The sequence below is a fragment of the Streptomyces sp. NPDC005752 genome (assembly GCF_040630715.1).
Classification (GTDB): Bacteria; Actinomycetota; Actinomycetes; order Streptomycetales; family Streptomycetaceae; genus Streptomyces.
In genome coordinates, this window is sequence record NZ_JBEXYB010000018.1 from 34973 (window position 1) to 61466 (window position 26494).

24 protein-coding genes are annotated in these 26494 nt (G+C 71.7%); 15 read left to right on the top strand and 9 right to left on the bottom strand.

The features are described from left to right. Positions 1-19: 19 nt before the first annotated feature. Positions 20-844 carry a class I SAM-dependent methyltransferase gene (locus ABZ441_RS16890; protein WP_358973988.1) on the bottom strand — a complete coding sequence of 275 codons (825 nt, stop codon included), beginning with the start codon at positions 842-844 and terminating at the stop codon, positions 20-22. Positions 845-1241: 397 nt separating this feature from the next. On the opposite strand from ABZ441_RS16890, the gene rpsA reads away from it, so the two are divergent. The 4 genes from rpsA (at position 1242) to ABZ441_RS16910 (ending at position 5300) form a co-directional block, all read left to right on the top strand. Beyond that, entirely contained in the window at positions 1242-2765 is a 1524-nt protein-coding gene (gene rpsA / locus ABZ441_RS16895; RefSeq protein WP_356533707.1) for a 30S ribosomal protein S1, read from the top strand. Positions 2766-3109: 344 nt separating this feature from the next. After that, positions 3110-4048 (top strand): PAC2 family protein, encoded by a 939-nt coding sequence (locus ABZ441_RS16900; protein ID WP_358973991.1) that lies wholly within the window; start codon positions 3110-3112, stop codon positions 4046-4048. 210 nt (positions 4049-4258) lie between these two features. Beyond that, positions 4259-4861: a dephospho-CoA kinase gene (coaE, locus tag ABZ441_RS16905; protein WP_358973994.1), complete on the top strand. Its 603-nt coding sequence runs from the start codon at positions 4259-4261 to the stop codon at positions 4859-4861. A gap of 70 nt (positions 4862-4931) precedes the next feature. After that, positions 4932-5300 carry a tetratricopeptide repeat protein gene (locus tag ABZ441_RS16910; RefSeq protein WP_205019525.1) on the top strand — a complete coding sequence of 123 codons (369 nt, stop codon included), beginning with the start codon at positions 4932-4934 and terminating at the stop codon, positions 5298-5300. A 66-nt stretch (positions 5301-5366) separates the two neighbouring features. Here ABZ441_RS16910 and ABZ441_RS16915 read toward each other — a convergent pair whose 3' ends face one another. Then, positions 5367-5636, bottom strand: a complete 270-nt coding sequence (locus ABZ441_RS16915) for a DUF6343 family protein (RefSeq protein WP_358973998.1) — start codon at positions 5634-5636, stop codon at positions 5367-5369. A gap of 90 nt (positions 5637-5726) precedes the next feature. Between ABZ441_RS16915 and ABZ441_RS16920 the strand changes: the two genes are divergently transcribed. After that, complete coding sequence (locus ABZ441_RS16920; protein WP_358974001.1) at positions 5727-6431, top strand: class I SAM-dependent methyltransferase; 705 nt, start codon at positions 5727-5729, stop codon at positions 6429-6431. A gap of 75 nt (positions 6432-6506) precedes the next feature. Here the strand turns inward: ABZ441_RS16920 and ABZ441_RS16925 are convergent, their stop codons facing one another. Next, the gene (locus ABZ441_RS16925) at positions 6507-6863 is read right to left on the bottom strand and encodes a hypothetical protein (RefSeq protein WP_358974004.1); all 357 of its coding nucleotides are present in this window, start codon (positions 6861-6863) and stop codon (positions 6507-6509) included. A 219-nt stretch (positions 6864-7082) separates the two neighbouring features. On the opposite strand from ABZ441_RS16925, the gene ABZ441_RS16930 reads away from it, so the two are divergent. The 3 genes from ABZ441_RS16930 (at position 7083) to ABZ441_RS16940 (ending at position 12532) form a co-directional block, all read left to right on the top strand. Further along, the gene (locus tag ABZ441_RS16930; RefSeq protein ID WP_358974007.1) at positions 7083-8156 is read left to right on the top strand and encodes an SPFH domain-containing protein; all 1074 of its coding nucleotides are present in this window, start codon (positions 7083-7085) and stop codon (positions 8154-8156) included. A gap of 123 nt (positions 8157-8279) precedes the next feature. Further along, the gene (locus ABZ441_RS16935) at positions 8280-11258 is read left to right on the top strand and encodes a DEAD/DEAH box helicase (protein ID WP_358974270.1); all 2979 of its coding nucleotides are present in this window, start codon (positions 8280-8282) and stop codon (positions 11256-11258) included. After that, positions 11255-12532 carry an SWIM zinc finger family protein gene (locus tag ABZ441_RS16940; protein ID WP_358974012.1) on the top strand — a complete coding sequence of 426 codons (1278 nt, stop codon included), beginning with the start codon at positions 11255-11257 and terminating at the stop codon, positions 12530-12532. Before ABZ441_RS16935 ends, ABZ441_RS16940 begins: the two co-directional genes overlap by 4 nt. Before the next feature lie 17 nt (positions 12533-12549). Here ABZ441_RS16940 and ABZ441_RS16945 read toward each other — a convergent pair whose 3' ends face one another. The 3 genes from ABZ441_RS16945 to ABZ441_RS16955 all read right to left on the bottom strand — a co-directional run bounded on the left by ABZ441_RS16945 (position 12550) and on the right by ABZ441_RS16955 (position 15115). Beyond that, complete coding sequence (locus tag ABZ441_RS16945) at positions 12550-12858, bottom strand: hypothetical protein (protein ID WP_358974015.1); 309 nt, start codon at positions 12856-12858, stop codon at positions 12550-12552. 419 nt (positions 12859-13277) lie between these two features. Then, entirely contained in the window at positions 13278-13907 is a 630-nt protein-coding gene (locus ABZ441_RS16950; RefSeq protein WP_358974018.1) for a peptidase, read from the bottom strand. Then, the gene (locus ABZ441_RS16955) at positions 13904-15115 is read right to left on the bottom strand and encodes a pyridoxal phosphate-dependent aminotransferase (protein WP_358974021.1); all 1212 of its coding nucleotides are present in this window, start codon (positions 15113-15115) and stop codon (positions 13904-13906) included. The genes ABZ441_RS16950 and ABZ441_RS16955 overlap by 4 nt, the downstream gene beginning before the upstream one ends. Before the next feature lie 69 nt (positions 15116-15184). Between ABZ441_RS16955 and ABZ441_RS16960 the strand changes: the two genes are divergently transcribed. From ABZ441_RS16960 to ABZ441_RS16970, 3 genes are all read left to right on the top strand, one after another. Next, positions 15185-15883 (top strand): winged helix-turn-helix transcriptional regulator, encoded by a 699-nt coding sequence (locus ABZ441_RS16960; protein ID WP_358974023.1) that lies wholly within the window; start codon positions 15185-15187, stop codon positions 15881-15883. A gap of 64 nt (positions 15884-15947) precedes the next feature. Next, positions 15948-16460, top strand: a complete 513-nt coding sequence (locus ABZ441_RS16965) for a cupin domain-containing protein (RefSeq protein WP_358974026.1) — start codon at positions 15948-15950, stop codon at positions 16458-16460. A 104-nt stretch (positions 16461-16564) separates the two neighbouring features. Further along, positions 16565-17215: a uridine kinase gene (locus ABZ441_RS16970; protein WP_358974030.1), complete on the top strand. Its 651-nt coding sequence runs from the start codon at positions 16565-16567 to the stop codon at positions 17213-17215. 19 nt (positions 17216-17234) lie between these two features. Here ABZ441_RS16970 and ABZ441_RS16975 read toward each other — a convergent pair whose 3' ends face one another. The 3 genes from ABZ441_RS16975 to ABZ441_RS16985 form a co-directional block, all read right to left on the bottom strand. Then, positions 17235-18551: an MFS transporter gene (locus ABZ441_RS16975; protein WP_358974033.1), complete on the bottom strand. Its 1317-nt coding sequence runs from the start codon at positions 18549-18551 to the stop codon at positions 17235-17237. A gap of 154 nt (positions 18552-18705) precedes the next feature. Continuing rightward, positions 18706-19251 (bottom strand): methylated-DNA--[protein]-cysteine S-methyltransferase, encoded by a 546-nt coding sequence (locus tag ABZ441_RS16980; protein WP_358974036.1) that lies wholly within the window; start codon positions 19249-19251, stop codon positions 18706-18708. A gap of 49 nt (positions 19252-19300) precedes the next feature. Beyond that, positions 19301-20173 carry a glycerophosphodiester phosphodiesterase family protein gene (locus ABZ441_RS16985; RefSeq protein ID WP_358974039.1) on the bottom strand — a complete coding sequence of 291 codons (873 nt, stop codon included), beginning with the start codon at positions 20171-20173 and terminating at the stop codon, positions 19301-19303. A 216-nt stretch (positions 20174-20389) separates the two neighbouring features. Between ABZ441_RS16985 and ABZ441_RS16990 the strand changes: the two genes are divergently transcribed. The 4 genes from ABZ441_RS16990 (at position 20390) to ABZ441_RS17005 (ending at position 26240) form a co-directional block, all read left to right on the top strand. Further along, positions 20390-21265, top strand: a complete 876-nt coding sequence (locus tag ABZ441_RS16990) for an MHYT domain-containing protein (RefSeq protein ID WP_358974043.1) — start codon at positions 20390-20392, stop codon at positions 21263-21265. A 39-nt stretch (positions 21266-21304) separates the two neighbouring features. Next, on the top strand, positions 21305-23425 hold the full coding sequence (gene uvrB, locus ABZ441_RS16995; RefSeq protein ID WP_358974047.1) for an excinuclease ABC subunit UvrB: 2121 nt from the start codon (positions 21305-21307) through the stop codon (positions 23423-23425). A gap of 131 nt (positions 23426-23556) precedes the next feature. Then, entirely contained in the window at positions 23557-24135 is a 579-nt protein-coding gene (locus ABZ441_RS17000; protein WP_358974050.1) for a TerD family protein, read from the top strand. A 128-nt stretch (positions 24136-24263) separates the two neighbouring features. Then, complete coding sequence (locus ABZ441_RS17005) at positions 24264-26240, top strand: TerD family protein (protein ID WP_358974273.1); 1977 nt, start codon at positions 24264-24266, stop codon at positions 26238-26240. Positions 26241-26494 lie beyond the last annotated feature (254 nt).

Consider the following 26494-nt stretch of genomic DNA (forward strand, 5'->3'; position numbering starts at 1 on the left):
GAGGGGAGCGGCCGGTTCCTCAGACGGCCCGACGGTCCCGCTCGCACACGAAGATCGCGGTCCCGGGGATCAGGTGGCCGCGCAGCGGGGACCAGCCACCCCACTCCTGGCTGTTCCAGGCCGGCCACTCCGGTTCCACGAGGTCGACCAGCCGGAAGCCGCCCGCCACCACGTCCCGCACCCGGTCGCCCAGCGTCCGGTGGTGCTCCACGTACACGGCGTCGCCCCGCTCGTCCTGCTCGACGTACGGCACGCGGTCGAAGTAGGAGGCTGAGACGGAGAGGCCCTCGGGGCCGGGCTCGTCGGGGAACGCCCAGCGGATCGGGTGAGTCACCGAGAACACCCAGCGGCCCCCGGGCCGCAGCACCCGGTGCACCTCGCGGAACACCTGGACGGGGTCGGCGACGAAGGGCACCGCGCCGTAGGCGGAGCAGGCCAGGTCGAAGGAGCCGTCCCGGAAGGGGAGCCGCCCGGCGTCCGCCTCCACCAGGGGTACGCCGCCTCCGATGCGCAGGGCGTGCTGGAGCTGGCGGTGGGAGAGGTCCAGCGCCACCGGGCTCGCCCCCCGGGAGGCGAGCCAGCGTGAGCACTGGGCGGCTCCCGCCCCGATCTCCAGGACGTCCAGGCCCTTCAGGTCGTCCGCCGGGCCCAGCAGGGCGGCCTCCGCCTCGTCCAGCCCCTCCGGGCCCCAGACGAATCGGTCGTCCCCGAGGAACCCCCCGTGGTCGCTCTGGTACTCGTCGGCGTTGCGGTCCCACCAGCCGCGGCTCGCCCGGCTGCTCTCCGCCTCACCGGCCTGCCGCCGGGTCGCCTCGGGTTCGGGTTCGTGGATCTCTTGGCTCATCGTGCCCATCGTTGTAGTTTTCCTTCACCCGCCTCGCGCGGGTGCCTTCCCGCCGCACCGACGGGTGCGGGTGTCACGTGCGCGACACACCGATGTTGCCGATGTGGCCTCGGCGAACGTGAGTTGTGCCGGGATTGGGGTGTTGTGCCCCGGGTGTGCGCCTTCGCGCATTGACCCTGTCCGGCTGCCCCCGTATGCTACAAGTTGCGCTGCGAGCCTGCGCGCCTCAGACCTAGCAGGCCGCGCTCGCGTCTGTTGCATGTCCCCTCGGTTGTCGAGGCACCCTCCGGTTGCCGGATCAGGTGCTTTCCAGGCTGTCCGGCTTCTGCAGAGGCGATACGGGCTTTCGGCGTAGCAGTACCTACGACTCACTGTCCGTACCGGAGCCCTTTCCCACATGACGAGCAGCACCGAGACCACCGCCACCACTCCGCAGGTTGCGGTCAACGACATCGGCGACGCGGACGCGTTCCTCGCGGCGATCGACGAGACGATCAAGTACTTCAACGACGGCGACATCGTTGACGGTGTCATCGTCAAGGTTGACCGCGACGAGGTCCTCCTCGACATCGGTTACAAGACCGAAGGTGTCATCCCGAGCCGCGAGCTCTCGATCAAGCACGACGTCGACCCGAACGAGGTCGTCAAGGTCGGCGACGAGATCGAGGCCCTGGTTCTCCAGAAGGAGGACAAGGAAGGCCGCCTGATCCTCTCGAAGAAGCGCGCTCAGTACGAGCGTGCCTGGGGCACCATCGAGAAGATCAAGGAAGAAGACGGCATCGTCACCGGTACCGTCATCGAGGTCGTCAAGGGTGGTCTCATCCTCGACATCGGCCTCCGTGGCTTCCTCCCGGCGTCGCTCGTCGAGATGCGTCGCGTCCGCGACCTCCAGCCCTACGTGGGCAAGGAGCTCGAGGCCAAGATCATCGAGCTGGACAAGAACCGCAACAACGTGGTCCTGTCCCGCCGTGCCTGGCTCGAGCAGACGCAGTCCGAGGTGCGCCAGACGTTCCTCACGACCCTCCAGAAGGGTCAGGTCCGCTCCGGCGTCGTCTCCTCGATCGTCAACTTCGGTGCCTTCGTGGACCTGGGTGGCGTCGACGGTCTCGTGCACGTCTCCGAGCTCTCCTGGAAGCACATCGACCACCCCTCCGAGGTCGTCGAGGTCGGTCAGGAAGTCACCGTCGAGGTCCTCGACGTCGACATGGACCGCGAGCGCGTCTCGCTGTCGCTCAAGGCGACGCAGGAAGACCCGTGGCAGCAGTTCGCCCGTACGCACCAGATCGGGCAGGTCGTTCCCGGTAAGGTCACGAAGCTCGTTCCGTTCGGTGCGTTCGTGCGCGTCGACGAGGGCATCGAGGGTCTGGTCCACATCTCCGAGCTGGCCGAGCGCCACGTGGAGATCCCGGAGCAGGTCGTCCAGGTCAACGACGAGATCTTCGTCAAGGTCATCGACATCGACCTCGAGCGCCGTCGCATCAGCCTCTCGCTGAAGCAGGCCAACGAGGCCTTCGGCGGCGACCCGGCCTCGGTCGAGTTCGACCCGACGCTGTACGGCATGGCCGCGTCGTACGACGACCAGGGCAACTACATCTACCCCGAGGGCTTCGACCCCGAGACCAACGACTGGCTCGAGGGCTTCGAGTCGCAGCGTGAGGTCTGGGAGACGCAGTACGCCGAGGCGCAGACGCGCTTCGAGCAGCACCAGGCCCAGGTCATCAAGTCCCGCGAGGCCGACGAGGCTGCCGCTGCCGAGGGCGCTGCCGCCCCGGCCGGCGCTGCCCCGGCTGCCTCCGGCGGCAGCGGTGGTGGCGGCGGTGGCGGCTCGTACTCCTCGGAGTCCGCGGACAACTCCGGCGCCCTGGCGTCGGACGAGGCCCTGGCCGCCCTGCGCGAGAAGCTGGCCGGCGGCCAGAGCTGACGCTCTGACCCCAGCCGCTCATCGGCTGCAGTAGCTGTGGAGCTGTAGGTGAGGCCCGTCCCCTTCGCGGGGGCGGGCCTCACCCATGCCCGGACCGAAGAAGCGCGTGGCCGCCGGAGGCAGCGCGTACACGAGCGGCCCACCCAACAGCCCAGCCGGGCATGCGCACTTCGCAGGTGCCGCCTCGGCCACGCAGGCGCCGGGCGGCACGCGGCGTCCACCCCGCCCGGAGGGCGGTGACCTCGCCGCACAGCCGTGCCCTCGCTCAACCGCGGGGGAGCGGGCGGGAATGCCGCGGACGGGCGGGGTGTTCTTGTCCAGGAACACGAGGAGGAGCGGTAACCGTGCCTGATCCGCAGAGTTTGTACGAATGGGAGCCGAAGGGCCTGGCCGTCGTCGACATGGCGCTCGCCCAGGAGTCGGCCGGCCTGGTCATGCTCTACCACTTCGACGGGTACATCGACGCGGGCGAGACCGGTGAGCAGATCGTCGACGGCCTGCTCGAGACGCTGCCGCACCAGACCGTGGTCCGCTTCGACCACGACCGGCTCGTCGACTACCGGGCGCGCCGCCCGCTGCTGACCTTCAAGCGTGACCGGTGGGCGGGGTTCGAGTCGCCCACCCTGGAGGTGAAGGTCGTCCAGGACGCGACCGGGGCCCCCTTCCTGCTCCTCTCCGGACCGGAGCCCGACGTCGAGTGGGAGAGGTTCGCCGCCGCCGTGGAGCAGGTCGTGGAGCGGCTCGGTGTCCGTCTCGCCGTCAGCTTCCACGGCATTCCCATGGGCGTCCCGCACACCCGCCCCGTCGGCCTCACGCCGCACGGCAACCGCACCGACCTGATGCCGGGGCACCGCAGCCCCTTCGACGAGGCGCAGGTGCCCGGTTCCGCCGAGGCGCTTGTGGAGTACCGGCTCATGGAGGCGGGCCACGACGTCCTCGGTGTCGCCGCCCATGTGCCGCACTACGTCGCCAGGTCGGCCTACCCGGATGCCGCGCTCACCGCCCTGGAGGCGGTCACAGCGGCGACCGGACTGGTCCTGCCGAGCGTCGCGCACACCCTGCGCACGGAGGCGCACCGCACCCAGACCGAGATCGACCGGCAGGTCGGCCAGGGTGACGAGGAGCTCGTCTCGCTCGTCGAGGGGCTGGAGCACCAGTACGACGCGCTCGCGGGTTCCGAGACCCGGGGCAACCTGGTCGCCGAGTCGGTCGATCTGCCTTCGGCGGACGAGATCGGCCTCGAGTTCGAGCGCTTCCTCGCGGAGCGGGAGGGCGATTCCTGAGGGCCGCCGGGGCCCGGCAGCCCGAGGCTGTTCCGTCCCAGGCGGACCGGCGTGCGGACCCGGGCGCGGTAGGCCGCACGATGCGGGGCATCTGCCCACCGGGCCTGGCAGGGCGTTCGGGCGGGGGCGCGTGGCCCCCGTCGCGCACCCACAGGAGATCGCCGTGCGCCCGCGGGAGATCCCGGGAGGGCCGTTCGTTAGGCTCGGCCCATGCTGAAAGTGGGCCTGACCGGCGGCATCGGCGCCGGCAAGAGCGAAGTGTCACGACTGCTCGCGCGCTACGGAGCCGTACTGATCGACGCGGACCGGATCGCCCGCGAGGTGGTCGAACCCGGCACTCCCGGACTCACTGCCGTCGTCGAGATGTTCGGCCCCAAGATCCTCACCCCCGACGGCTCCCTCGACCGTCCCGCGCTCGGGTCGATCGTCTTCGCCGACCCCGCACGCCTGGCGGCACTCAACGCCATCGTCCACCCGCTCGTCGGGGCGCGCTCGGCCGAGCTGGAGCGGGCCGCCGGACCGGGCGCGGTGGTCGTCCACGACGTCCCGCTGCTCACGGAGAACGGCCTCGCCCCGCTGTACGACCTGGTCGTGGTCATCGACGCGAAGCCCGCGACCCAGCTCGACCGCCTCGTACGACTGCGCCGTATGACGGAGTCCGATGCCCGCGCCCGGATGGCGGCGCAGGCCACGCGCGAGGAGCGGCTGGCCGTCGCCGATCTCGTCGTCGACAACGACGGTCCGCTGGAGGACCTGGAGCCCCAGGTCCGCGAGGTCTGGTCGGAGCTCACGGCGCGGGCCGCCGCCGGCTGACCCGTGACCACCGGAATACGGGCGCCCGGACCGATGTTCAGGAGCGGAGAGCGAGGGGAAGGATAGGGCCGTGCCAGAGAGCAACCCGGAAACGCATGTCATCGACTTCCGTGCGGCGGAGCAACTGCTCGCAGCACGGGATCCACGGGGTGCGGTCAAGCTGCTCGACTCGGTGATCGCGGCGCACCCGGAGAACACGGCGGCCCGCCTGCTGCGCGCGCGGGCCTTCTTCGCCGCAGCCCAACTGCGTCCGGCGGAGCTCGAATTCGAGCTGGTCCTGGAGCGCGAGCCGGACAACGCCTTCGCGCACTTCGCGCTGGCCCGCACCTTCCAGCGCGCCGGCAGGCCCGAGCAGGCCACCCGCCACTTCAGGCTGGCCGCAGCCCTCGACCCGAAGCCGGAATACCTGCAGGCCGCCCGCTTCGACGACCGCCCCTGACGGACGAGAGGCCCCGGCGCCTCTCGTCCGGATCGCGCTGGGCCCGGGGGGCCCGGGCGAAGGACCCTAGCGGCGTCGTCCGCCCCGGTCGGGTTCGTACGGAGGGACGTCGCGCCCCGGCTGATAGTGCGGGCCCTGCCGCATGTGGCGGACGACGACGCAGAGGTCCGTGATCGTGACGACCAGCAGTACACCGCAGGCGGTCGCCCAGCCGACGCGTCCGGTCGCCACGAAGGCCACCAGGCCCAGAACGGCCCAGAGCATGCCCCAGACGCTCAGCCAGAGTCGCATCCGCAGGGGGCTCCGTGCGGTGGACGGTTCACTTCCGGTACGCATCACCATCGCCTCCTCTCCAGCATGACCCCAGGCCGAGCCGGACGGAAACCGAGGGGGAACGCCGCCCCGCGCCCGGACGTTGTGGCAGGCATGAGCGGACAACTGGTACGTGAGGGACACACGGGTACAGGTCCTGGCTCGATCACACCGGACGGCTGCGCGGTCGAGCTGTACGCCCGGCTGTCCGTCGGCGACGAACCGGAGGTGATCGCCTCGGCGCTGCCTCCGGGCGCGAGCGTGCTCGAACTGGGCTGCGGGGCGGGCCGGGTGACGCACCCCCTGGTCGAGCTGGGCTTCTCCGTGACCGCGGTGGACGAGTCGGCGCAGATGCTGGAGCGCGTCCGCGGGGCCCGCGCGGTCCTGAGCCCCATCGAGGGTCTTGACCTCGGCGAGGAGCGGTTCGACGCGGTCGTGCTGGGGTCGTTCCTGGTGCACACGAGCGACCACCGGGTCAGGGAAGCGCTGCTGCGGACCTGCGTGAGGTACGTGAAGGACGACGGAGTCGTGCTGATCCAGCGGGAGGGCGCCGACTACCACTCCGATGTGCCCCGGGAGAGGGAGGACCCGGCCGCGGGCTGCACCATACGGATCCTCTCGGCGGACCCCGTCGGTGACGGGGTCGACGAGGTGCGCGCGGAGTACGTCTTCGAGGACGCCCGGTGGACCCAGACCTTCCGGTCGCGGGAGCTGTCCGCGGAGCGGTTCGAGGCGTATCTGGCGGAGGCCGGACTCGTGGCCGACCGCTGTCTCACCCCCGACGGGGTCTGGGTGCTGGCCCGCCCCGATCGGCCCTGAACGAACGCGCGGCGGGCCCCTCGGGCTCCGTGGGGGCCTCGCACGGTGGGTGGAACGGGCGTGCGGGGCGCACGGTCAGTGGACGAAGCGGTAGCTGCGCCAGACCGGGGAGCTCTCGGCGTTGGTGTCGGTGAACGTGGTGGCCACGTAGGCGGTCCCGCGGCCGGAGCAGTCGCGGGTGGTGTAAAGGGTCATGTCGATCAGGGTCCGGTTCTCGACCTTGCTCGCTCCGTCGGGCGCCATCTCGTGGCAGCCCTTCACCGACGGACTGTGCACGGTGACTACGCCGTCCCGCCCGGTGGTGTAGGAGACCGGTCCGACCGCCGTGCGCCCGAGGCCCGAACAGCCCGCGACGGCCAGGGTGAGCAGTGCGGCGCCGGTGGCGGTGACGGCACGTCGGCGGAGAACGGTGGGGGTCGCGGTGACGGACATGGGCGAGTCCTCGTCTGCTCGTACGGCTCATCGGTACGTCCCGGAGACGTGCTGGCGCTGGCCACCCTGCCCGGTCCCCGGGGCGTCGGCATCCGGGGCGCGGCCGGCCGGGGCCATTGGCACCCGGGCGGAGGTTCAAGGTGTGCGTATCGGGCATATGGTGTTAATAGGGCGTGATGGGCGGGTGCGGATGCGCACCCCCGGAGGCAGGGGGCCGTGATGGTCCAGGTTCTGTTGATCGTGTTGGTGGCGGTACTCTCGGGTGCCTTGATGTACGCCATGGCCGCGGCCCGGGTGGTCAAGCAGTACGAACGGGGCGTGGTGCTCAGGCTCGGCCGGCTCCACGACCAGGTGCGCTCTCCGGGGTTCACCATGATCGTTCCGGGCGTCGACCGGCTCCGCAAGGTGAACATGCAGATCGTGACGATGCCCGTGCCCGCCCAGGACGGCATCACACGTGACAACGTCACGGTGCGGGTGGACGCCGTCATCTACTTCAAGGTGGTGGACGCCGCGAGCGCGGTGATCCAGGTCGAGGACTACCGTTTCGCGGTCTCCCAGATGGCGCAGACCTCCCTCCGGTCGATCATCGGCAAGAGTGACCTGGACGATCTGCTGTCGAACCGCGAGAAGCTCAACCAGGGACTGGAACTGATGATCGACAGTCCCGCGGTGGGATGGGGCGTACAGATCGACCGCGTGGAGATCAAGGACGTCTCGCTGCCGGAGACGATGAAACGGTCCATGGCCAGGCAGGCCGAAGCCGACCGTGAGCGGCGCGCCAGGGTCATCAACGCTGACGCGGAGCTGCAGGCGTCGAAGAAGCTCGCCCAGGCGGCACAGCAGATGTCCACCCAGCCGGCGGCGCTGCAGTTGAGGCTGCTGCAGACGGTCGTCGCGGTCGCGGCCGAGAAGAACTCCACACTGGTCCTGCCCTTCCCGGTGGAACTGCTCCGCTTCCTGGAACGCGCGCAGCAGGGGCCGCCGCCGCCCGTCGAGGCCGGTCGGGCGCAGGGTTCGTCCGGGCAGCCGGCCACGGACCAGCCCGAGGACGGGCCTGCGGAACGGCCCGCAGGCGGTGCGTCCGCCATGGACCCGTCGGCCGCCCCGGTTTCCCCGCCCCCCTCGGTCACGGAGCAGACCTTCACGGACCAGCCGCTTCCGGACGCGCCGCTCCCGGGGCCGGGGCCGGAGCCGGACGGGGTGCCGGAATTCGATCCGGAGACGCTCCCCGAGTTCGATCGGGAACAGCCCGCCGGCCCCTCCCGCATCAAGCCCTTCACCCGTCACTGACGTGCTTGCACGCCCGCTCCGCCCGTGGGATCACGGCCGGGGCGGGCGCTGTCACACCCCCCGCCTAGACTCGCGATGAGCAGGAGAGCGCAGGCGGACCGAGGCATGAGGGGGCGGTGGGACATGGAGCGGCAGGCACAGGACGTCGCCTCCGACCGGCTGCTTCGGTGCGCCGCGGTCTTCCTGCCCGCAGAGCCGCCCCGGGACGGCCGGGTCGCCTTCTGGGACCCCGAGGGGACCGCCGGACCGGCGGGCCCCGGCGCCGTGCTCCCCGATGGGGCGTCCCGCGCCGAACCGGGGCACCCTTCCCGTACGGACGCGGTGCTCGCCGCCACCGGTGCTTCGCACCCCGGGGCGGGGTCCGCGTACACCCTGACCGAGCTCGAGGTCGTCCGCCGCGGGACGGAAGACGTCGAGACCCGCACCGTGCCCGCCGTGGTGCTTCCCGTCGCGGACGCGGTGCCCCTGCTCGCGCGTGCCCGGCACCGGGCCGCGGCCCATCCCGCCACCCGCGCGTGGGGAGCGGCGGCTCTGCACGCCCTCACCCTCGTCGCGCGAGGCGGACTGCTGCCCGGGCTGACACCCGGCGACCACGACGCCTGGCGGGCCGGGCCGCGCGACGCGGAGGACATCGCCCATCTGAGAGCCGTCGCCGCATCGATGCCGCCCGAGGGGCACGCCGTCCCACTGGACGGCACACCCCTGCGCGTCCCCGATCCCCGTGCCCTGCTCGGCGCCTTCCTCGACGCCGTCGCCGACACCCTGCCCCGGACGCCCGCCGCCGCCCACGCCATGGGAGCACCCTTCGCCGCACGTGAGGCACAACACCTGCCCGAGGCCCGGGCCTGGGCCGTAGAGGTGGCTGCCGGGCTGGACGCGGGGGTGCGCGTCTCGCTCCGGCTCGACCTCTCCGCGTACGACCTCTTCGACGCATCGGATGCCACCGGGGAGCCGGCCGGGGGCGAGGAGGCGCCCGCGACCACGTCCGCCACGCGCCATGCCGCCGCCGCGGTCACCCAGGTGCACAGCCTGGCCGATCCGACGTACGTCACCGACGCGGCCACGCTGTGGAGCGGCGGTGCGGGCGACCCCTTCGGGCCGAGGGCCCGGATCGACGCCGTGCTCGCCCTGCGTCGCGCCGCCCGCGTCTGGCCGCCGCTGGAGCGGCTGCTGGAGCAACCCGTCCCCGACGTGCTCGCCGTCACCGAGGACGAGCTCTACGAGCTGATCGGCGCCGCCGGAGCGCGGCTCGCGGCGGCCGGGGTGGCGCTGCACTGGCCCCGCGAGCTCGCCCGTTCGCTCAGCGCGACGGCCGTCGTCCGGCCCGCGCCGGGTTCCGCCACCGACGGCACCTCCTTCTTCGACGCCGAGCAGCTCTTCGCGTTCGACTGGCAGCTCTCCCTCGGCGACGACCGGCTCACCGAGGCCGAGATGGACACCCTGGCCGAGGCGCACCGGCCGGTGGTGCGGCTGCGCGACCAGTGGGTCGTCGTGGATCCCGCGCTCGTCCGCAAGGCGCGCAAGCGGGAGCTCGGCCTCCTGGACCCGGTGGAGGCGCTCGCCGTCGCCCTCACCGGCAGCGCCGAGGTCGAGGGTGAACACGTCGAAGCGGTTCCCGCCGGAGCCCTCGCCGCACTCCGGGCGCGCATCCTCGACGAGGACGCCACCCTCCCCGCGCCGCCCGGCCTCGACGCAACCCTCCGCGACTACCAGCTCCGCGGCCTGGCCTGGCTGGACCGTATGACCTCGCTCGGCCTCGGCGGCTGTCTCGCCGACGACATGGGCCTGGGCAAGACGATCACCGTCATCGCGCTCCATCTGCACCGCGCCCGTGCCGCCCCCACCCTGGTCGTCTGTCCCGCTTCCCTCCTCGGCAACTGGCACCGCGAGATCAACCGCTTCGCACCCGGCGTCCCCGTGCGCCGCTTCCACGGCGCCGACCGGACCCTCGGCGGCTCCGACGGCGGCTTCGTCCTCACCACCTACGGCACGATGCGCTCCGGTGCGGAGCAGCTGGCCGGGCACACCTGGGGGCTCGTCGTCGCCGACGAGGCACAGCACGTCAAGAATCCGCACTCCTCGACGGCCAGGGCGCTGCGTACCATCCCCGCCCCGGCCCGCGTCGCCCTGACCGGCACCCCGGTCGAGAACAACCTCTCCGAGCTGTGGGCGCTGCTCGACTGGACCACCCCCGGCCTGCTCGGCCCGCTCAAGGCCTTCCGCTCCCGGCACGCCAGGATCGTCGAGAACACCGGCACCGCCGCCGGCCTGGGCAACGAGGAGGCGGTCGAGCGGCTCTCCCGGCTGGTCCGTCCCTTCCTGCTGCGCCGCAAGAAGTCCGACCCGGGCATCGCGCCGGAGCTGCCGCCCAAGACCGAGACCGACCACCCCGTCTTCCTCACCCGGGAACAGGCCACGCTCTACGAGGCGGCCGTCCGCGAGACGATGGCGTTCATCGAGCAGTCCGAGGGCATCGCACGGCGCGGACTGATCATGAAGCTGCTCGGCTCGCTCAAACAGATCTGCAACCACCCCGCGCAGTATCTGAAGGAGGAGCCGACCCGGCTGACGGGACGCTCGGGCAAGCTCGCGCTGCTCGACGAGCTGCTCGACACCATCCTGTCCGAGGACGGCTCCGTCCTGATCTTCACCCAGTACGTGTCGATGGCCCGGCTCCTCTCCGCCCACCTCGCCTCCCGCGCCATCCCCTCCCAGCTGCTGCACGGCGGAACACCGGTGCCCGAGCGGGAGCGGATGGTGGACGGCTTCCAGTCCGGCGAGGTCCCGGTCTTCCTGCTCTCCCTCAAGGCGGCGGGCACCGGGCTGAATCTGACCCGGGCAGCCCACGTCATCCATTACGACCGGTGGTGGAACCCGGCGGTCGAGGAACAGGCCACCGACCGTGCGTACCGCATCGGCCAGACCCAGCCCGTGCAGGTGCACCGGCTCATCGCCGAGGGCACCGTCGAGGACCGGATCGGTGAACTCCTGGAGTCCAAGCGGGCACTCGCCGACGCGGTGCTCGGTTCCGGCGAGGCCGCTCTGACCGAGCTCAGTGACCGTGACCTGGCCGACCTCGTCTCTCTCCGGAGGGCGTCATGAGCCCCGGTGCCCGCCCCGCGGCCCGCCCGGGCCCCGACGACCTGCGGCGTACCTTCGAAGCGGTGCCCGCCCGCGCCTCGGACGCGGACGGGCCCTTCGCGGACAGCTGGTGGGGCCGCGCCTGGGTGGACGCCCTCGAATCCCTGTCCATGGACGAGGGCCGTCTCGCCCGCGGCCGTACGTACGCCGACGGCGGCCATGTCGCCGCGGTCACCGTCACCCCCGGCCGGGTCATCGCCTACGTCCACGGCAGCCGCCCCCGCCCCTACCGCGCGGAGCTGCGCCTGCGTACGTTCTCGGCGTCCGACTGGGACACGTTCCTGGACGCCGCCGCCGCCCGGCCGGGACATCTGTCCGCGCTGCTCGACAAGGAGATGCCGCACTCCCTGGTCGACACGGCGGGCGAGACCGGCATCCGGCTGCTCCCCGCCGCCGGTGATCTGGACCCCGACTGCTCCTGCCCCGACCGGGGCTGGCCCTGCAAGCACGTGGCGGCGCTCTGCTTCCAGACGGCACGACTCCTGGACAGCGACCCGTTCGTCCTGCTGCTGATGCGCGGCCGGGGTGAACGCGAGCTCCTCGACGAGCTGGGCCGCCGCAACGCCGAGCACTCCGCGCGCGAGCGCCCCGAGCCCCCCGCCATGCCCTCGGTCGCGGCCCGCGACGCCCTCGCCGACCGCTTCCTGCCGCCGCTGCCCGCACCCCTGCCCGTGCCGCCGTTCCCCGGCGAGCCGCCGTCCTACCCGGAGCTGCCCGGCGCCCGCGACCCGCTCGGCCTCGACCACCTCGCCACGGATGCCGCGGCCCGTGCCCACGCGATGCTCACCACCGGCGACGACCCGCTCTCCGGCCTCAGCACCTGGCAGGACGCCGTACGCATCGCCGCGTCCCGACCGACCGCAGGGCTCACCGCCACGACCCGGGCGCTCTACCGTGAGCTGGCCTTCGCCACCGGCCGCAGTACGACGGACCTGGCCCGGGCCGTTGCCGCCTGGCGGCAGGGCGGCGCAGAAGGGCTGGAGGTGCTGGAGACCCCGTGGGACCCGCCGGCCGGCCCCTTCGACCGGGCGCGGCCCGCCCTCGCCGCGGCGGACTTCCCGCGCTTCCTGCCCTGGCGTAACCATCTGACCAACACTCCGGGCACCCTCCAGCTCCGCTTCGGTCACGACAGCCGCTGGTACGGCTACGAATCCGATCCGGGCGAGGACGACTGGTGGCCCCGGGCCACCCCGGACCCCGACCCGGTCGCCGCTCTCACGGCCCTGAGACGCTGACCCCGCCGGTGGGCCCGTCAGCTCTGCAGGACCACCAGCAGTGCGATGACCAGGACCGCGCACAGCGGAAGCATCACCCAACGGGCCTTCCTGAAGGACTCGTTCTCCTGATCGGTCCGTCCGGCGGTGGCATCGTGGGACCCGGCCAGGTGCTCCCAGGCCATGGCGTCGATCCTCTGCGTGGTGAGCAGCGACGGAGACCAGCCGCAGTGCGCGCAGACGAGGAAGTCGCGGTAGGGGTCGTACCGGAAGTCACGCTCGATGTTCACCGTGAACACCTGGCCCCCGGGGTTGGTGGCGGTGAGATGGCGTATTGCCGCACCCATGTCGATTGCTCCCTGTTCGGCTTCGTCCGTGACGGTCTGCTGCGACGTCGGAACGGTGGCCGGGCATTCCCCGACGACGGCGGAACAGTAGCGAACACCGTGAGGGAGGGGCCGGTCCGAGGCCGGTAACGATCAGGCGTCGGGCAGGAGTTGATCTGCCCCGGCCCTCCTGCACGGTCGGGCCGTCCGGGAAGCGCGGTGTGACCGCGGGGCCGAGGGACGAGTGGAACCGCGCGCCCGTGAGAGCGGGTGCGCCGCCCGGAGTGCTTCATGGGCAGCGCGGCGTGTGTGCGCGGACGCGGGCACGGCGGTCTTCCGGGAGCGGTCGGAGAAGGCCGGCGCCCACCGTGGCGCGGGAGCCGAGCGCCCGTGCGCCGGGGCGCCCCGGTCCCGGGCTGACCACTCGTAAGAGGGGCTCCCTATCGCTCCGTTGACGGGAGGCCGGGGAGAGAGACCCCTCGGCCTGCGAAGAAGCGCTCGAAGTCCGGCAGCGGTAGGCCTGCCGCGCGGGTCGCGGCCGTGATCCCGGAGGGGTTGTGGAAGTGGACACCGGCCCCGTCCGCCGTTCGGGAGGTCAGCAGCACCAGATGGCCACCGCGCCCGGGGGCCGGCTGTTCGGGGTGCCGGATCCCGAAGTGCACGGAGGCCATCACTCTTCGGCCCTCGTCCAGGAGGTTCAGGATCCCGGCGGGGGAGAGGTCCCGGTGGACGACCGCGTCGAGGCCGTGCACCTCGGACACGTACCGGGCGAAGGGGGCGTAGACCAGTCCCCTGATCTCCCCGTCGGCGTCCTCGGTGTACGCCTCGTACCCCGACGCGCCGTCCCGCAGCTCGAACAGGGGCGGAGCCCCTGCGCCGAGCGCCATGCGCAGGCAGGCCATACCGCACAGATGGCCTGCCCAGCGTGCGTACTCCGCGGGTGACGCCGCACCGGAGTCCGCCCAGCGGGGGTCCTCCGCCGGATCGAGCCCGCCCTCCACGATCGCCCCCACCAGGCCGGGCGAGGCGAACTGCGTCACCACAGGGGTGCGGCAGGCCCGGCAGGTCACTGACGGTATCCGTTCAGGAAACGGCCGATGCGGCTGATGGCGGCGTCCAGGTCGTCGGCGTGCGGAAGGGTCAGGATGCGGAAGTGGTCCGGGCGCGGCCAGTTGAAGCCGGTGCCCTGGACCACCTGGATCTTCTCCTGAAGCAGCAGGTCCAGGACGAAGCGCTCGTCGTCGACGATGGCGTGGACCTTCGGGTCGATGCGGGGGAAGGCGTACAGCGCGCCCTTCGGCTTCACGCACGACACCCCGGGGATCTCGTTCAGCCGTTCCCACGCCCGGTCGCGCTGCTCGTGGAGCCTGCCGCCCGGGGCGACGAGGTCCCGGATCGACTGGCGGCCGCCGAGTGCCGCCTGGATCGCGTACTGCGCCGGGGCGTTGGGGCACAGCCGCATGGAGGCGAGCATCGTGAGCCCCTCCAGATAGCTGCGGGCGTGCTGCTGCGGTCCCGACACCACCATCCAGCCCGAACGGAACCCCGCGACGCGGTACGTCTTGGACAGCCCGCTGAAGGTGAGACAGAGCAGATCCGGGGCCAGCACCGCGACGGAGTGGTGCTCGGCGTCGTCGTACAGGATCTGGTCGTAGATCTCGTCGGCGAACACCATCAGACCGTGCCTGCGGGCCAGGTCGAGCATGCCGTCGAGGACCTCGCGGGAGTAGACGGCTCCCGTCGGGTTGTTCGGGTTGATGATCACCATGGCCCTGGTGCGGTCGGTGATCTTCGAGGCCATGTCGGCGAGGTCGGGGTTCCAGTCCGCCCCCTCGTCGCAGGTGTAGTGCACGGCCTTGCCGCCCGCGAGCGTGGTGACGGCGGTCCACAACGGATAGTCGGGACTCGGGATCAGGATCTCGTCCCCGTCCTCCAGGAGCCCTTGCACCGCCATGGAGATCAGCTCGGAGACCCCGTTGCCGAGGAAGACGTCGTCCACGTCGACATCGGCCAGCCCCATCGCCTGGTAGCGCTGCGCGACGGCGCGGCGCGCGGAGAGGATGCCGCGTGAATCGGTGTAGCCGTGCGCCTGGGGGAGCATCCGGATCATGTCCTGGACGATCTCCTCCGGCGCCTCGAAGCCGAAGAGCGCGGGATTGCCCGTGTTGAGGCGGAGCACGCTGTGGCCCGCCTCCTCGAGGGCGTTGGCCTGTTCGATGACCGGGCCCCGGATCTCGTAACAGACCTCGTTGAGCTTGCTGGACTGCCGGAACTCCATGCGGTGCCTCCCCTACCCCGAATTGCGATACTTGGTTTTACCAAGCTCGGGCTTGGAAAGTCCAACAACATGTCTAGACTGCGTCGCATGCCACGTCAGCAGCAGCCCGCACGCCCCGTCCGCCGCCGGAGCTACGACCAGTTCTGCGCCACCGCCCGTGCCCTCGACTCCGTCGGCGACCGGTGGACCCTGCTGATCGTCCGTGAACTGCTGGCCGGCCCGCGCCGCTACACGGATCTGCACGCCGATCTGCCGGGAGTCAGCACGGACGTGCTGGCCTCCCGGCTCAAGGACATGGAGCAGGGCGGCCTGGCCGTCCGCCGCCGGCTGCCGCCCCCCGCCGCCGCGGCGGTCTACGAACTGACCGAGCGCGGCCGCGGCCTGCTCCCGGTCCTCACCGCGCTCGGCCGGTGGGGTGCGCCCGCGCTCGCCGAGCGCCGTCCGACCGATGCGGTCAGGGCCCACTGGTTCGCCCTGCCCCTGCTGCGCGCCATGGACGGCCTCACCCGCAGCGGGGTCGTCGAAGTCAGGCTCGCCGAGGGCGAGTTCCACATCCGGACGGGTGGTGATGACGCGGGGGGAGAGGTGTACGGATACGGCCCCGCGGCGCACCCGGACGCGTGCCTCGTCCTGGACGCGGAGGTGGTCCTGGCCCTCGGGCGCGGTGAGTGCACCCTCGCGGAGGCGGTCGAGCAAGGCCGGGCGGAGGTGCTCGGGGAAGGGCCGCTCGCCGCTGAACTCCGCGGTGGCCGATCCTCGCGCACCTGACGCTTTCCGCCCAACTCATCGGTAGCGTGGTCGCGTTCACTGGGCGGATGCTGAGGAGTCGTTCATGAGGTTCGACGGCGTGGTCGGTGCGAGGAGCGGGAAGAGCACGAAGGGGCGGGGGACACCGCGCAAGGCACTGCTCGTGGGCGTCTGCGTGGCGGCGCTGGGCCTCCTGCCGGCGGCGGCGGTCGCCACGCCGGGCAGTGGGGTGAGCGGCACCGTCGTCGCCCAGGGCACCTCCGAGGGCAGGCTCGGCATCAAGCCTCCGAAGGGCCGTACGGACGTGACCTTCCGGGAGATCACCGTGCAGCCCGGAGGCTCCACCGGCTGGCACACCCACAGCGGTCAGCTGATCGCCGTCGTCAAGTCCGGGACACTCACCCGGACCCTCGACGACTGCTCGGTCGAGGTGACATCCGCGGGAACGTCCTTCATCGAGCCGTCCGGGACCCGGCACCGGCACATCGGACGCAACCTCGGGACGGAGCCCGTCGTGCTGTGGGTGACGTATCTGCTCCCTGAGGGCAGTGCGCTCTCCGACGACGCCGACGCGGTGGACTGCCCGGCGGTGAGGTAGGCGGGCGGGCGGACCGGCCGCGCGGGGGGCGGGGACCGGCTGACCGCCGATCGTGGAGCGGCCAGATGATGACGGACGCCCGCGGGCAGGGCGATGATGGACGCGTGCGATGTGAACCCATCACCTGGGAACGGCTGGCCCGCGCCCTCGCCGCCCACGCCGACGGACTCGAACCGGCCGACGGCGGGGCCTGGCTGAGGATCGGCGTCGACGGCGCTCCCGCCGCCCGCCCCGAGGAGCCCGCCGTTCACCTCGCCGAGGCGCTGCGTGCTCGCGGGCGCCAGGTGCTCACCGTCTCCACGAATGGCTTTCTGCGTCCGGCCAGCCTGCGCTACGAGTACGGCAAGGAGGACCCCGACTCGTACGCCGACGGCTGGTTCGACACCGGGGCACTGTGGCGCGAGGTGTTCCGCCCGCTCGAGGCGGGCGGCAGCGGACGGGTGCTGCCCGATCTCTGGAACCCCGCCACGGACCGCGCGACCCGCAGCCCGTACCAGGTGCTTCCCGAGGGCGGGGTGCTGATCCTGCACGGACCGCTGCTCCTCGGGCAGTGGTTCCCGTTCGACCTCGGAGTGCATCTGAGCCTCTCACCGGGCGCACTGCGACGCCGCACGCGGGAGAGCGAGCGGTGGACGCTGCCCGCCTTCGCGCGGTACGAGGACGAGGTCGCCCCGGCGGGACGCGCGGACGCGGTCGTACGCGCCGACGACCCGCACCGCCCCGCATGGACGGGGATCGTCGGCCGACGCCTGTAGCGGTTCGCCGGGGGAGCGTTCAGCCCTTCGCCGGATCCCGGGCCGGACGTGTCACCGCTCTGCGGAGCACGAGCGCGGCCATCGGCAGGAGGAGACAGGCGACGACCGCGTTGAGCCAGCCGTAGCCCATCCAGGAGACGATCATGCCGGCGACAGCGCCGCCGACGCCGGCCGCCGCGTTCATCGAGAGGTCGGAGAGCCCCTGCACGGCCGCCCGCGCATCCTGGGGTACGGAGTCGGTGAGCAGCGCCGAGCCGGCCACCAGGCCCGCCGACCAGCCGAGGCCCAGGACGAACAGACCCGCGGCAGTCCGGGCGTGGCCGTCACCCGACGTGCCCGCCAGCAGTGCCGCACAGCACAGCAGTCCGGCGGCCAGCCCGATGACGGAGAGCCTGCCGACCCGGTCGGAGAGCCAGCCCATGACGGGGGAGAACGCGTACATCCCCGCGATGTGTCCGCTGATGACCAGACCGATCAGCTGGATGTCCGCGCCGTGGTGCCCCAGGTGGACCGGGGTCATGACCATGATGGAGACCATCGCGGTGTGGGACACACTGACGGTCAGGAGCGCCAGCCGGGCCATCGGCGACGCCCGGACCGCCGCGACTCCCGCCCGCAGCGAGCGGCTCGCGGCGGACGTCCCGGTCGGGGACGCCAGCGCCCGCGCCGTCAGCAGCGGATCGGGACGCAGGAGCACCGCGACCAGGGCTCCGGCGAGCAGGAAGATGACCACGGCCCAGGCGAAAGGGCCCGCCGTCTCCGGCACGAACGTGCTCCGGAACACGCGGCTCGCGGGAGCAGCGATGTTGGGGCCGAGCACCGAACCGATCGTGGTGGCCCAGATGACGGTGGAGATCGCCCGGCCACGCCGCTCGGGCTCCGCGAGGTCGGCCGCCGCGAACCGCGCCTGGAGATTGGCCGACGATCCCGCGCCGAAGCCGGCCATCCCGAGCAGCAGCAGCGGAAAGCTGTCCACGACCGCGGCGGTCACCACGAGCAAGGCTCCCAGCGCCCCGATCAGATAGGCCAGGACGAGGCCGGCGCGCCGCCCCCGCGAGGTCATCAGGGCGGCCAGTGGCAGCGAGAGCAGTGCCGTGCCCGTCACGGAGGCGGTCGGCGCGAGCCCCGAGAGGGCTTCCGTCCCACTCACCTCGGCCGCCAGGACCGGGGCGAGCGCGATGCCGACGGCCACGCCGAGTCCGCCGAGTATCTGACTGCCGATGAGTACGGCGGATATCCGGCGCCGAAGGGCCGGAAGCTCGGCGGCCGTGATCCGGGATACGGAGAAAGCTGACGTCACCGCCGCAGTGTGCCAGCTCGTACCACCGGGCGGCATCGAACGGACGGATCCGGATGTGGGCGCGGAGGGCGAGGTCCGGCGCCGAGGTGTGCGGACCGGCGCGGTGACGCCCCCGTCGGCGCCGGACCGCCCGTGTCTCCGGAGATCGGGCGGTCCGGCGCCATCGGGTCGGGCAGTCCACTTCCTCGGATCAGAAGAGGGGCTGCGGGAGTATCCCCTCGAGTGCCAGCAGCCGCCGCTTCGTCTCAAGCCCGCCGCCGAACCCGCCCAGGCCTCCGCCGCTCTCCACCACCCGGTGGCACGGAACCACCACGGGCAGCGGGTTGGACCCCATGGCCGCCCCCACGGCCTGGGCGGCGCCCGGCTGGCCGACCCGGCTCGCCAGGTCCCCGTAGCCCACGACCGTCCCGTAGGGCACGCCGGACGCCAGCTCGCGGAGCACCTCGCGGTGGAAACCGGAGCTCAGCGACCAGTCCAGAGCCAGCGAGAACTCCCGCAGGTATCCGGCGAAGTAGGCCGCGAACTGACGGACGGGCTCGGCCAGCAGCGGGGAGTCCGGGGCCTCCACCAGCTCCGCACCCAGCCGTGTCCGCACCTGTCCGAGTGCCTTGTCCCGGACGTCGGGGCGCGCGTGGAAGGCCACGGTCACCAGGCCCGCGCGGGTCGCGGCGAGCAGGAGCGGTCCGATGTCGCTCGGCACGACGGACCACTCCACGACCTGCTCGTTGCTCTCCATGTGAACCACGGTACGGCCGGTCGCTGACAGCGCCGCCCCGTGCGCCTGCTCAGCGGGTGGCGTCCCGGACGGTGTCGGGGTTGTTGGTGATGATGCCGTCGACGCCGAAGCCGGCCACCTCCGCCGCCTTCGCCGCGTCGTTCACCGTCCAGGTGTTCACCCGGAGCGGCTTGCCGTGGGCGCCCTTCAGCTTCTGCACCGCGGCGACGTAGTCGGCGCCGATGGTCGTGTACGACGGATTGATCTGATCGGTGAACGCGGCGTACGACGGCAGATCGGCCACCGCGGGGGTCCCCAGGAAGCCGGTGACGACGTCCGGACGCCGGGCGTGGACAGTTTTCACACTCTCTGCACCGAAGCTCTGGATGATCAGCCTGTGCCGCACGTGACCGCGGTCGAGCCAGCCCTCCCTGCCGAGGACGCGCAGGGTCTCCCGCTCGATCCCCGGGTAGGCCTCCGGGCTCTTGATCTCCAGGAGGAGCTTCTGGCGGTTGCGCTCCAGCCGGTGCAGGAACTGCGTGAGCGTGGGCACCCGGGCCCCCGCGAAGCCGGCGCCGAACCAGCTGCCCGCGTCCAGCTTCGCGATCTCCGCCGCGGTGAAGTCCTTGACGGCCCAGGGCGCGCGGCCGGGGAAGACCTCCTCGGCGTCGGTGGTCCTGCTCAGGGTGGTGTCGTGCACGACGACCAGCACCCCGTCCTTGGTGAGCTGCACATCGTTCTCCACCCACGCGATGTCCAGATCGTCGGCCGCGTCGACGGCGGCCAGGGTGTTCTCCGGGGCGTAGGCGGAAGCGCCCCGGTGGGCGTAGACGACAGGGCTGTCCTGCCCGCCCGAGGCCTGGGCCTGGGTGGCGGGCAGCAGGACGCAGGCGCCGAGCAGGGCGGCGACGGCACCGGAGGCGGTTGCTGTGCGTACGGACACGTGTGCTCCTCGCGTCGGGAAGCGGACAGGCAGCAGCCTCGCACCCGAGCGCCAACGGAGGGGAGGGTGATGATGGCCATGTTGTGAACGGAATTTCGGGTGCCGGATCCTCGGAGGGTCCAGAGGGGGATAAAATGCCGCTCTTATGTTTGCTTGCCGGGCCTTGCCCCTTAGGGTCACCCCCGAACCCGGGCACAGCGCGAAGGGCGTACCAGCATGCAGGGCACAGTCGACGGATTCAGCTACGGCCTCGTGACGCCTGTCACGGCGTTCCTCCTGGCATGCCTCGGTGCCGCTCTCGGCCTTCGTTGCACCACCCGGTCGTTGCGCACACGGGGCGTCTACAGAGCCGGCTGGCTGGCCCTCGCCGCGACCTCCATCGGATCCGGCATCTGGACGATGCACTTCATCGCGATGCTGGGCTTCTCCGTCCGGGAGGCACCGGTGAGCTACGACCGGCCCCTCACCTACGCCAGCCTCGCCGTGGCGGTCGTGATGGTCGGGGTCGGCATCTTCCTCGTCGGCTACCGGGGCGCCACCCGGATGGCGCTGGTCACCGGTGGGACGATCACCGGCCTCGGGGTCGCCTCCATGCACTACCTGGGCATGGCCGGAATGAACTTCGAGGGTGTGTTCGAGTACGACACGCTCACCGTGTCGCTCTCCGTCCTGATCGCCGTGGTGGCCGCGACCGCCTCGCTGTGGGCAGCCGTCTCCATCCACGGCTTCCTCCCCAGCCTCGGCGCCAGCGTCGTCATGGGCGTGGCCGTGAGCGGGATGCACTACACGGGCATGGCCGCGCTCCAGGTGCACCTGCACCCCTCCGCGGCCCCGTCACCGCCCGGCGAGGCACCCGCCTCGCTGCTCCTGCCGATGATGATCGGGCCGGGCTGCTTCCTGCTGCTGGCCGCGGTGGTCGTGATGGTCGACCCCCTGGTCGTGACCGGCGGCGGTCGCGCGCGGTCCGCCGGGCTGCCCGGACCCGCTTCCCGGCGCGGCGGGCCGTTGAGCTCGATCCCCGTCCAGCGCCGTCCCGCACCCACCTACGAGACCGCCTCGCGCCGGTCCTACCGGGAACAGCGGGACCGCTGATCACCGGCCGTTGTCAGTGCGGGGTCGTACGGTGGTTCCATGCGGCCAGTCTCGAAGATCGAACGTTCCGTGGCACCTTTCGAGGTCGTCAGTCCCTACCGGCCCAGCGGTGACCAGCCCGCGGCCATCGCCGAGCTTGACCGGCGCATCCGCGCGGGCGAGAAGGACGTCGTCCTGCTCGGCGCGACCGGCACGGGCAAGTCGGCGACGACCGCCTGGATGATCGAGAAGCTGCAGCGCCCCACCCTGGTGATGGCGCCGAACAAGACGCTGGCCGCCCAGCTGGCCAACGAGTTCCGCGAGCTCCTCCCGAACAACGCCGTGGAGTACTTCGTCTCGTACTACGACTACTACCAGCCCGAGGCGTACGTCCCGCAGTCGGACACCTACATCGAGAAGGACTCCTCGATCAACGAGGAGGTGGAGCGGCTGCGGCACTCCGCCACCAATTCGCTGCTCACCCGGCGCGACGTCGTCGTGGTCGCCTCCGTCTCCTGCATCTACGGCCTCGGCACCCCGCAGGAGTACGTGGACCGGATGGTCCAGCTCAAGGTCGGCGACGAGGTCGACCGCGACCAGCTGCTCCGCCGCTTCGTCGAGATCCAGTACACCCGCAACGACCTGGCCTTCACCCGCGGCACCTTCCGGGTGCGCGGCGACACGATCGAGATCTTCCCGGTGTACGAGGAGCTCGCCGTCCGCATCGAGATGTTCGGCGACGAGATCGAGGCGCTCTCGACCCTCCACCCGCTGACCGGCGAGGTCATCAGCGAGGACGACGCGCTCCACATCTTCCCCGCGAGCCACTACGTGGCGGGCCCCGAGCGCATGGAGAAGGCGGTCGGCGGCATCGAGCAGGAGCTGGAACAGCGCCTCGCCGAGCTGGAGAAGCAGGGCAAGATGCTGGAGGCCCAGCGGCTGCGCATGCGCACCACCTACGACATCGAGATGCTCCGCCAGATCGGCAGCTGCTCCGGCGTCGAGAACTACTCGATGCACTTCGACGGCCGTCTCCCGGGCACCGCGCCCAACACCCTCCTCGACTACTTCCCCGAGGACTTCCTCCTCGTCCTGGACGAGTCGCACGTCACCGTGCCTCAGATCGGCGCGATGTACGAGGGTGACGCCTCCCGCAAGCGGACCCTCGTCGACCACGGGTTCCGGCTTCCGTCCGCCCTGGACAACCGTCCGCTGAAATGGGAGGAGTTCCTGGGCCGGATCGATCAGACGGTCTACCTCTCCGCCACACCCGGGAAGTACGAGCTGTCGCGGGGCGACGGTTTCGTCGAGCAGATCATCCGGCCCACCGGGCTCGTCGACCCGGAGGTCGTCGTCAAGCCCACCGAGGGGCAGATCGACGACCTGGTGCACGAGATCCGCAAGCGGACCGAGAAGGACGAGCGCGTCCTGGTCACCACCCTCACCAAGAAGATGTCCGAGGACCTCACGGACTACTTCCTGGAGCTGGGCATCCAGGTCCGCTACCTCCACAGCGACGTCGACACCCTGCGCCGCATCGAACTGCTGCGCGAGCTGCGCTCCGGTGAGTACGACGTCCTGGTCGGAATCAACCTCCTGCGCGAGGGCCTCGACCTGCCCGAGGTGTCGCTGGTCGCCATCCTCGACGCGGACAAGCAGGGCTTCCTGCGGTCCGGCACGTCGCTGATCCAGACCATCGGACGTGCCGCCCGTAACGTCTCGGGCCAGGTCCACATGTACGCCGACAAGATCACCCCCGCCATGGCGCAGGCCATCGACGAGACCAACCGGCGTCGTGAGAAGCAGATCGCCTACAACACCGAGCGCGGGGTGGACCCGCAGCCGCTCCGCAAGAAGATCAACGACATCGTCGCGTCCATCGCCCGCGAGGAGGTCGACACCGAGCAGCTCCTCGGAACCGGTTACCGGCAGGCCAAGGACACCAAGGCCCCGGTCCCCTCGCTCGGGGGCAAGGCCGCTGCGGGAGGCAAGGCGAAGAAGGACGGCGCGGTGGTCACCGACCGGCCCGCCGCGGAGCTCGCGGGGATCATCGAGGAGATGACGGACCGCATGCGGGCGGCGGCCGCCGACCTGCAGTTCGAGGTGGCCGCCCGGCTGCGCGACGAGGTGGGGGAGCTCAAGAAGGAGCTGCGCCAGATGAGGGAGGCGGGGCTGGCCTGACCGGTGGGGCCCGCAGTGTTGCAGGACCGACACAAAAACGGCCTACCACTGCTTCTCGCCCCCGCGTACTGCGTAGGGTGCGGGGACACCGCACACCGATGGTTGCGGGGCAAGCGGAGAGGGGACAGCGCGTGACGGTCAACATGACCAAGGGCCAGGCCATCAGCCTGCAGAAGAGCGACGGGGGGACCCTGACCGCGGTACGGATGGGGCTCGGCTGGCAGGCGGCGCCGCGCCGCGGACTGTTCGGTTCGCGCACCCGGGAGATCGACCTGGACGCCTCCGCGGTGCTCTTCGCCGACAAGCAGCCCGTGGACGTCGTGTTCTTCCGTCACCTCGTCAGCGACGACGGCTCGGTCAAGCACACCGGTGACAACCTCGTCGGCGGTGCCGGCTCGGGCGGCGACGACGAGGCGATCCTGGTCGACCTGCAGCGGATTCCGGTCCACATCGACCAGATCGTCTTCACGGTGAACTCGTTCACCGGCCAGACGTTCCAGGAGGTTCAGAACGCCTTCTGTCGCATCGTCGACGAGACCAACGGCCAGGAGCTCGCCCGTTACACGCTGGACGGCGGCGGCCAGTACACGGCGCAGATCATGGCGAAGGTGCACCGCGCGGGCAGCGGCTGGCAGATGACCGCCCTCGGCAACCCGGCCAACGGCCGGACGTTCCAGGACCTGATGCCGGCGATCCTGCCGCACCTGTAGGCACGACGGGGGGCACGGGGGCGACACCCGGCCCACGGATCCGTACGAGCAGCTCCCGGAGGCACCCGCCGCCGGGAGCTGCGCCCATGGCAGGGCACCACACACCGAACGTCGAGGGGACAAGGGCGATGACGGCCGAGCTGGTCCGGGGGCAGAACCACACCTTGCCCCAGACCCGTCTGGAGATCAGGGTGTCGGCGGGCTCACCCGTCGTGGCCGGTGCCACGCTCGGGGACGAGCGGGGGACGGTCCGGGGTGCCGAGTGGATCGCCCACCCCGCGTCACCCCGGGTGCCCGGACTGGAAGTGTCCAGGCAGGCCGCGGCCGACCACCGGCTGGCCGTGGACCTGGACGCCCTGCCCGACGCGGTGCACCGCGTCACCGTGCTTCTCGCCCTGCCCGTGGGAGCCGGACGGCCGGGCAGTTTCGGTGAGGTCGCCGCACCGTTCGTCGCCGTCACCGGACTGGACGGCACCGAGATAGCCACCTTCACCCTCACCGGCCTGGACACCGAGTCCGCCGTGTCGGCCCTGGAGCTCTACCGGCGCCAAGGCGTCTGGAAGGTCCGCGCCGTCGGCCAGGGGTACGCCGCGGGGCTCGCGGAGATGCTTGCCGACCAGGGGGTGGCAGGGGCGGCGGAGCTGGCCGCATCCATCCAGGACGCCGTCGCCTCCGGCCTTGCCCGCGCCGTCACGCCGTCGCCCCGCGCCCCCGAGGGGGAACGCGTGAGCCACTCCGCGGGGCCCGCCTCCCCCGCAGGCGGCGGAGGCACCGGAGCCCCGCCCGCCCCGATGCAGCCCCCCGCCCCGCCGGCACCGGAGCCGGCGCACGCCTCCCAGTCCCTGAGCGACTCCACGACCCCGCACGCGGGCACTCCGGGCGGCCCCATCGACTACGCGCACCCACGGCGTCAGACCTCGGCGCCGCCCCCGCCACCCCCGACGGCCCCGCCCGCCGCCCCCGGCCGGCCCGCGCAGCCCGTCGCCGGCGACGCCACCGGCTGGTCCATGGACGAGCGTCTCTACAACCAGATCTGGGGCATGTTCGAGGACCTGGCACGTGCAGTCGCCGCCTACCGCAGTGCCGTCGACTTCGCGGCGTCCCGGATGGACCAGGAACTCGACCGGACCCTTTCCGATCCGCGCAGCCGCATCGGCGGGGCGGGCGACCGCGCTCGTGCGCAGGCCCGGGCCAAGCACGACGAACTCACCGGCCGGGCCCGCGAGGCCCTCGACCGTGATCTCGCCCAGCTCGCCGCGGAGTCCGCCGTCGTCGAGCCTGCCCTCCCCGCCGCCTACGCGGGCTGGGACAACCCCGTCTGGCACGGCTACCGGGTACCGATGGAGATCCCTATGGCTCTGCGCATCGGCGACGTCCGTCTGCCCGAGGCGGCGGACCTGCGTATCCCTCTGCTGGTGCGGCTTCCCCTGGAGCGCGGCATCTGGGTCGACAGCGGACGCACGGCCTCCGAGGCGGCCGCCGCGACCTCCGGGGACCGGTTGCGACGCCTGGCCATGGAGACGGCCGTCGCCCTGGCCGCTCGGCTGCTCGCCGTCTACCCGACGGACGAATTCTCCGTGCACGTCATCGATCCGGCCGGTTCCGCGGCCGGTCCCCTCGCACCCCTGGCCCGCTCCGGCGTCCTCGCCGGGCCGCCCGCCGCCGGGGCGGAGGGCGTGTCCTCGGTCCTCGCCCACCTCACCCGTCGCGTCGATCTCCTGCAGATGGCGATGAGGGCGGGCGCTGCGGACGCGCTACCCCCGGACATCGACACGGGGGAGCATCTGCTGATCGTCAACGACTTCCCGCACGGCTTCGACGACAGGGCCGTCACCCAGTTGCGCTATCTGGCCGACGAGGGTCCCTCGGTGGGCGTGCACCTGCTGATGGTGGCCGACCGCGAGGACGCCCACGCGTACGGCCCGGTGCTCGACCCCCTGTGGCGGTCCCTGCTGCGGATCACGCCCGTCGGCGACGACCACCTCGCCGATCCCTGGGTGGGTCATGCCTGGACGTACGAACCGTCCAGAGCGCCCCAGGGCAGTCGCGTCCTGGAGCAGGTGCTCGCCCTGGTGGCCGCAGCGAGGCGCGCGGACTACCGCTGAGCGTGGTGACGGTGGGTCAAGTACCTTCATCAAGCCCCTGACCTGGCTTTTTGATCGCACCTTGGCACGGACTTTACCTTTTCTTGGTGCTTCGTGTACTGTTCTTTGTGCGGAGGGGAGTACTCCCGATCGCGGCGTTCCCGTCAGTACGGACTGTGACCGGTCCCGGGGCGTCGGCCCGGCGCGCATCCCGCGCTCCCGGGTGGAAGAGACCTCCGGCAGCGACGACGCTGATCCATAGCCCGTAGCGAACT

Coding starts and splice junctions, on each gene's coding strand:
- ABZ441_RS16890 (WP_358973988.1), bottom strand. CDS start 844: ATGAGCCAAGAGATCCACGAACCCGAACCCGAGGCGACCCGGCGGCAG.
- rpsA (WP_356533707.1), top strand. CDS start 1,242: ATGACGAGCAGCACCGAGACCACCGCCACCACTCCGCAGGTTGCGGTC.
- coaE (WP_358973994.1), top strand. CDS start 4,259: ATGCTGAAAGTGGGCCTGACCGGCGGCATCGGCGCCGGCAAGAGCGAA.
- ABZ441_RS16915 (WP_358973998.1), bottom strand. CDS start 5,636: ATGCGTACCGGAAGTGAACCGTCCACCGCACGGAGCCCCCTGCGGATG.
- ABZ441_RS16920 (WP_358974001.1), top strand. CDS start 5,727: ATGAGCGGACAACTGGTACGTGAGGGACACACGGGTACAGGTCCTGGC.
- ABZ441_RS16925 (WP_358974004.1), bottom strand. CDS start 6,863: ATGTCCGTCACCGCGACCCCCACCGTTCTCCGCCGACGTGCCGTCACC.
- ABZ441_RS16930 (WP_358974007.1), top strand. CDS start 7,083: ATGGTCCAGGTTCTGTTGATCGTGTTGGTGGCGGTACTCTCGGGTGCC.
- ABZ441_RS16935 (WP_358974270.1), top strand. CDS start 8,280: ATGGAGCGGCAGGCACAGGACGTCGCCTCCGACCGGCTGCTTCGGTGC.
- ABZ441_RS16940 (WP_358974012.1), top strand. CDS start 11,255: ATGAGCCCCGGTGCCCGCCCCGCGGCCCGCCCGGGCCCCGACGACCTG.
- ABZ441_RS16945 (WP_358974015.1), bottom strand. CDS start 12,858: ATGGGTGCGGCAATACGCCATCTCACCGCCACCAACCCCGGGGGCCAG.
- ABZ441_RS16955 (WP_358974021.1), bottom strand. CDS start 15,115: ATGGAGTTCCGGCAGTCCAGCAAGCTCAACGAGGTCTGTTACGAGATC.
- ABZ441_RS16960 (WP_358974023.1), top strand. CDS start 15,185: ATGTCTAGACTGCGTCGCATGCCACGTCAGCAGCAGCCCGCACGCCCC.
- ABZ441_RS16965 (WP_358974026.1), top strand. CDS start 15,948: ATGAGGTTCGACGGCGTGGTCGGTGCGAGGAGCGGGAAGAGCACGAAG.
- ABZ441_RS16975 (WP_358974033.1), bottom strand. CDS start 18,551: ATGCCGCCCGGTGGTACGAGCTGGCACACTGCGGCGGTGACGTCAGCT.
- ABZ441_RS16980 (WP_358974036.1), bottom strand. CDS start 19,251: ATGGAGAGCAACGAGCAGGTCGTGGAGTGGTCCGTCGTGCCGAGCGAC.
- ABZ441_RS16990 (WP_358974043.1), top strand. CDS start 20,390: ATGCAGGGCACAGTCGACGGATTCAGCTACGGCCTCGTGACGCCTGTC.
- uvrB (WP_358974047.1), top strand. CDS start 21,305: ATGCGGCCAGTCTCGAAGATCGAACGTTCCGTGGCACCTTTCGAGGTC.
- ABZ441_RS17005 (WP_358974273.1), top strand. CDS start 24,264: ATGACGGCCGAGCTGGTCCGGGGGCAGAACCACACCTTGCCCCAGACC.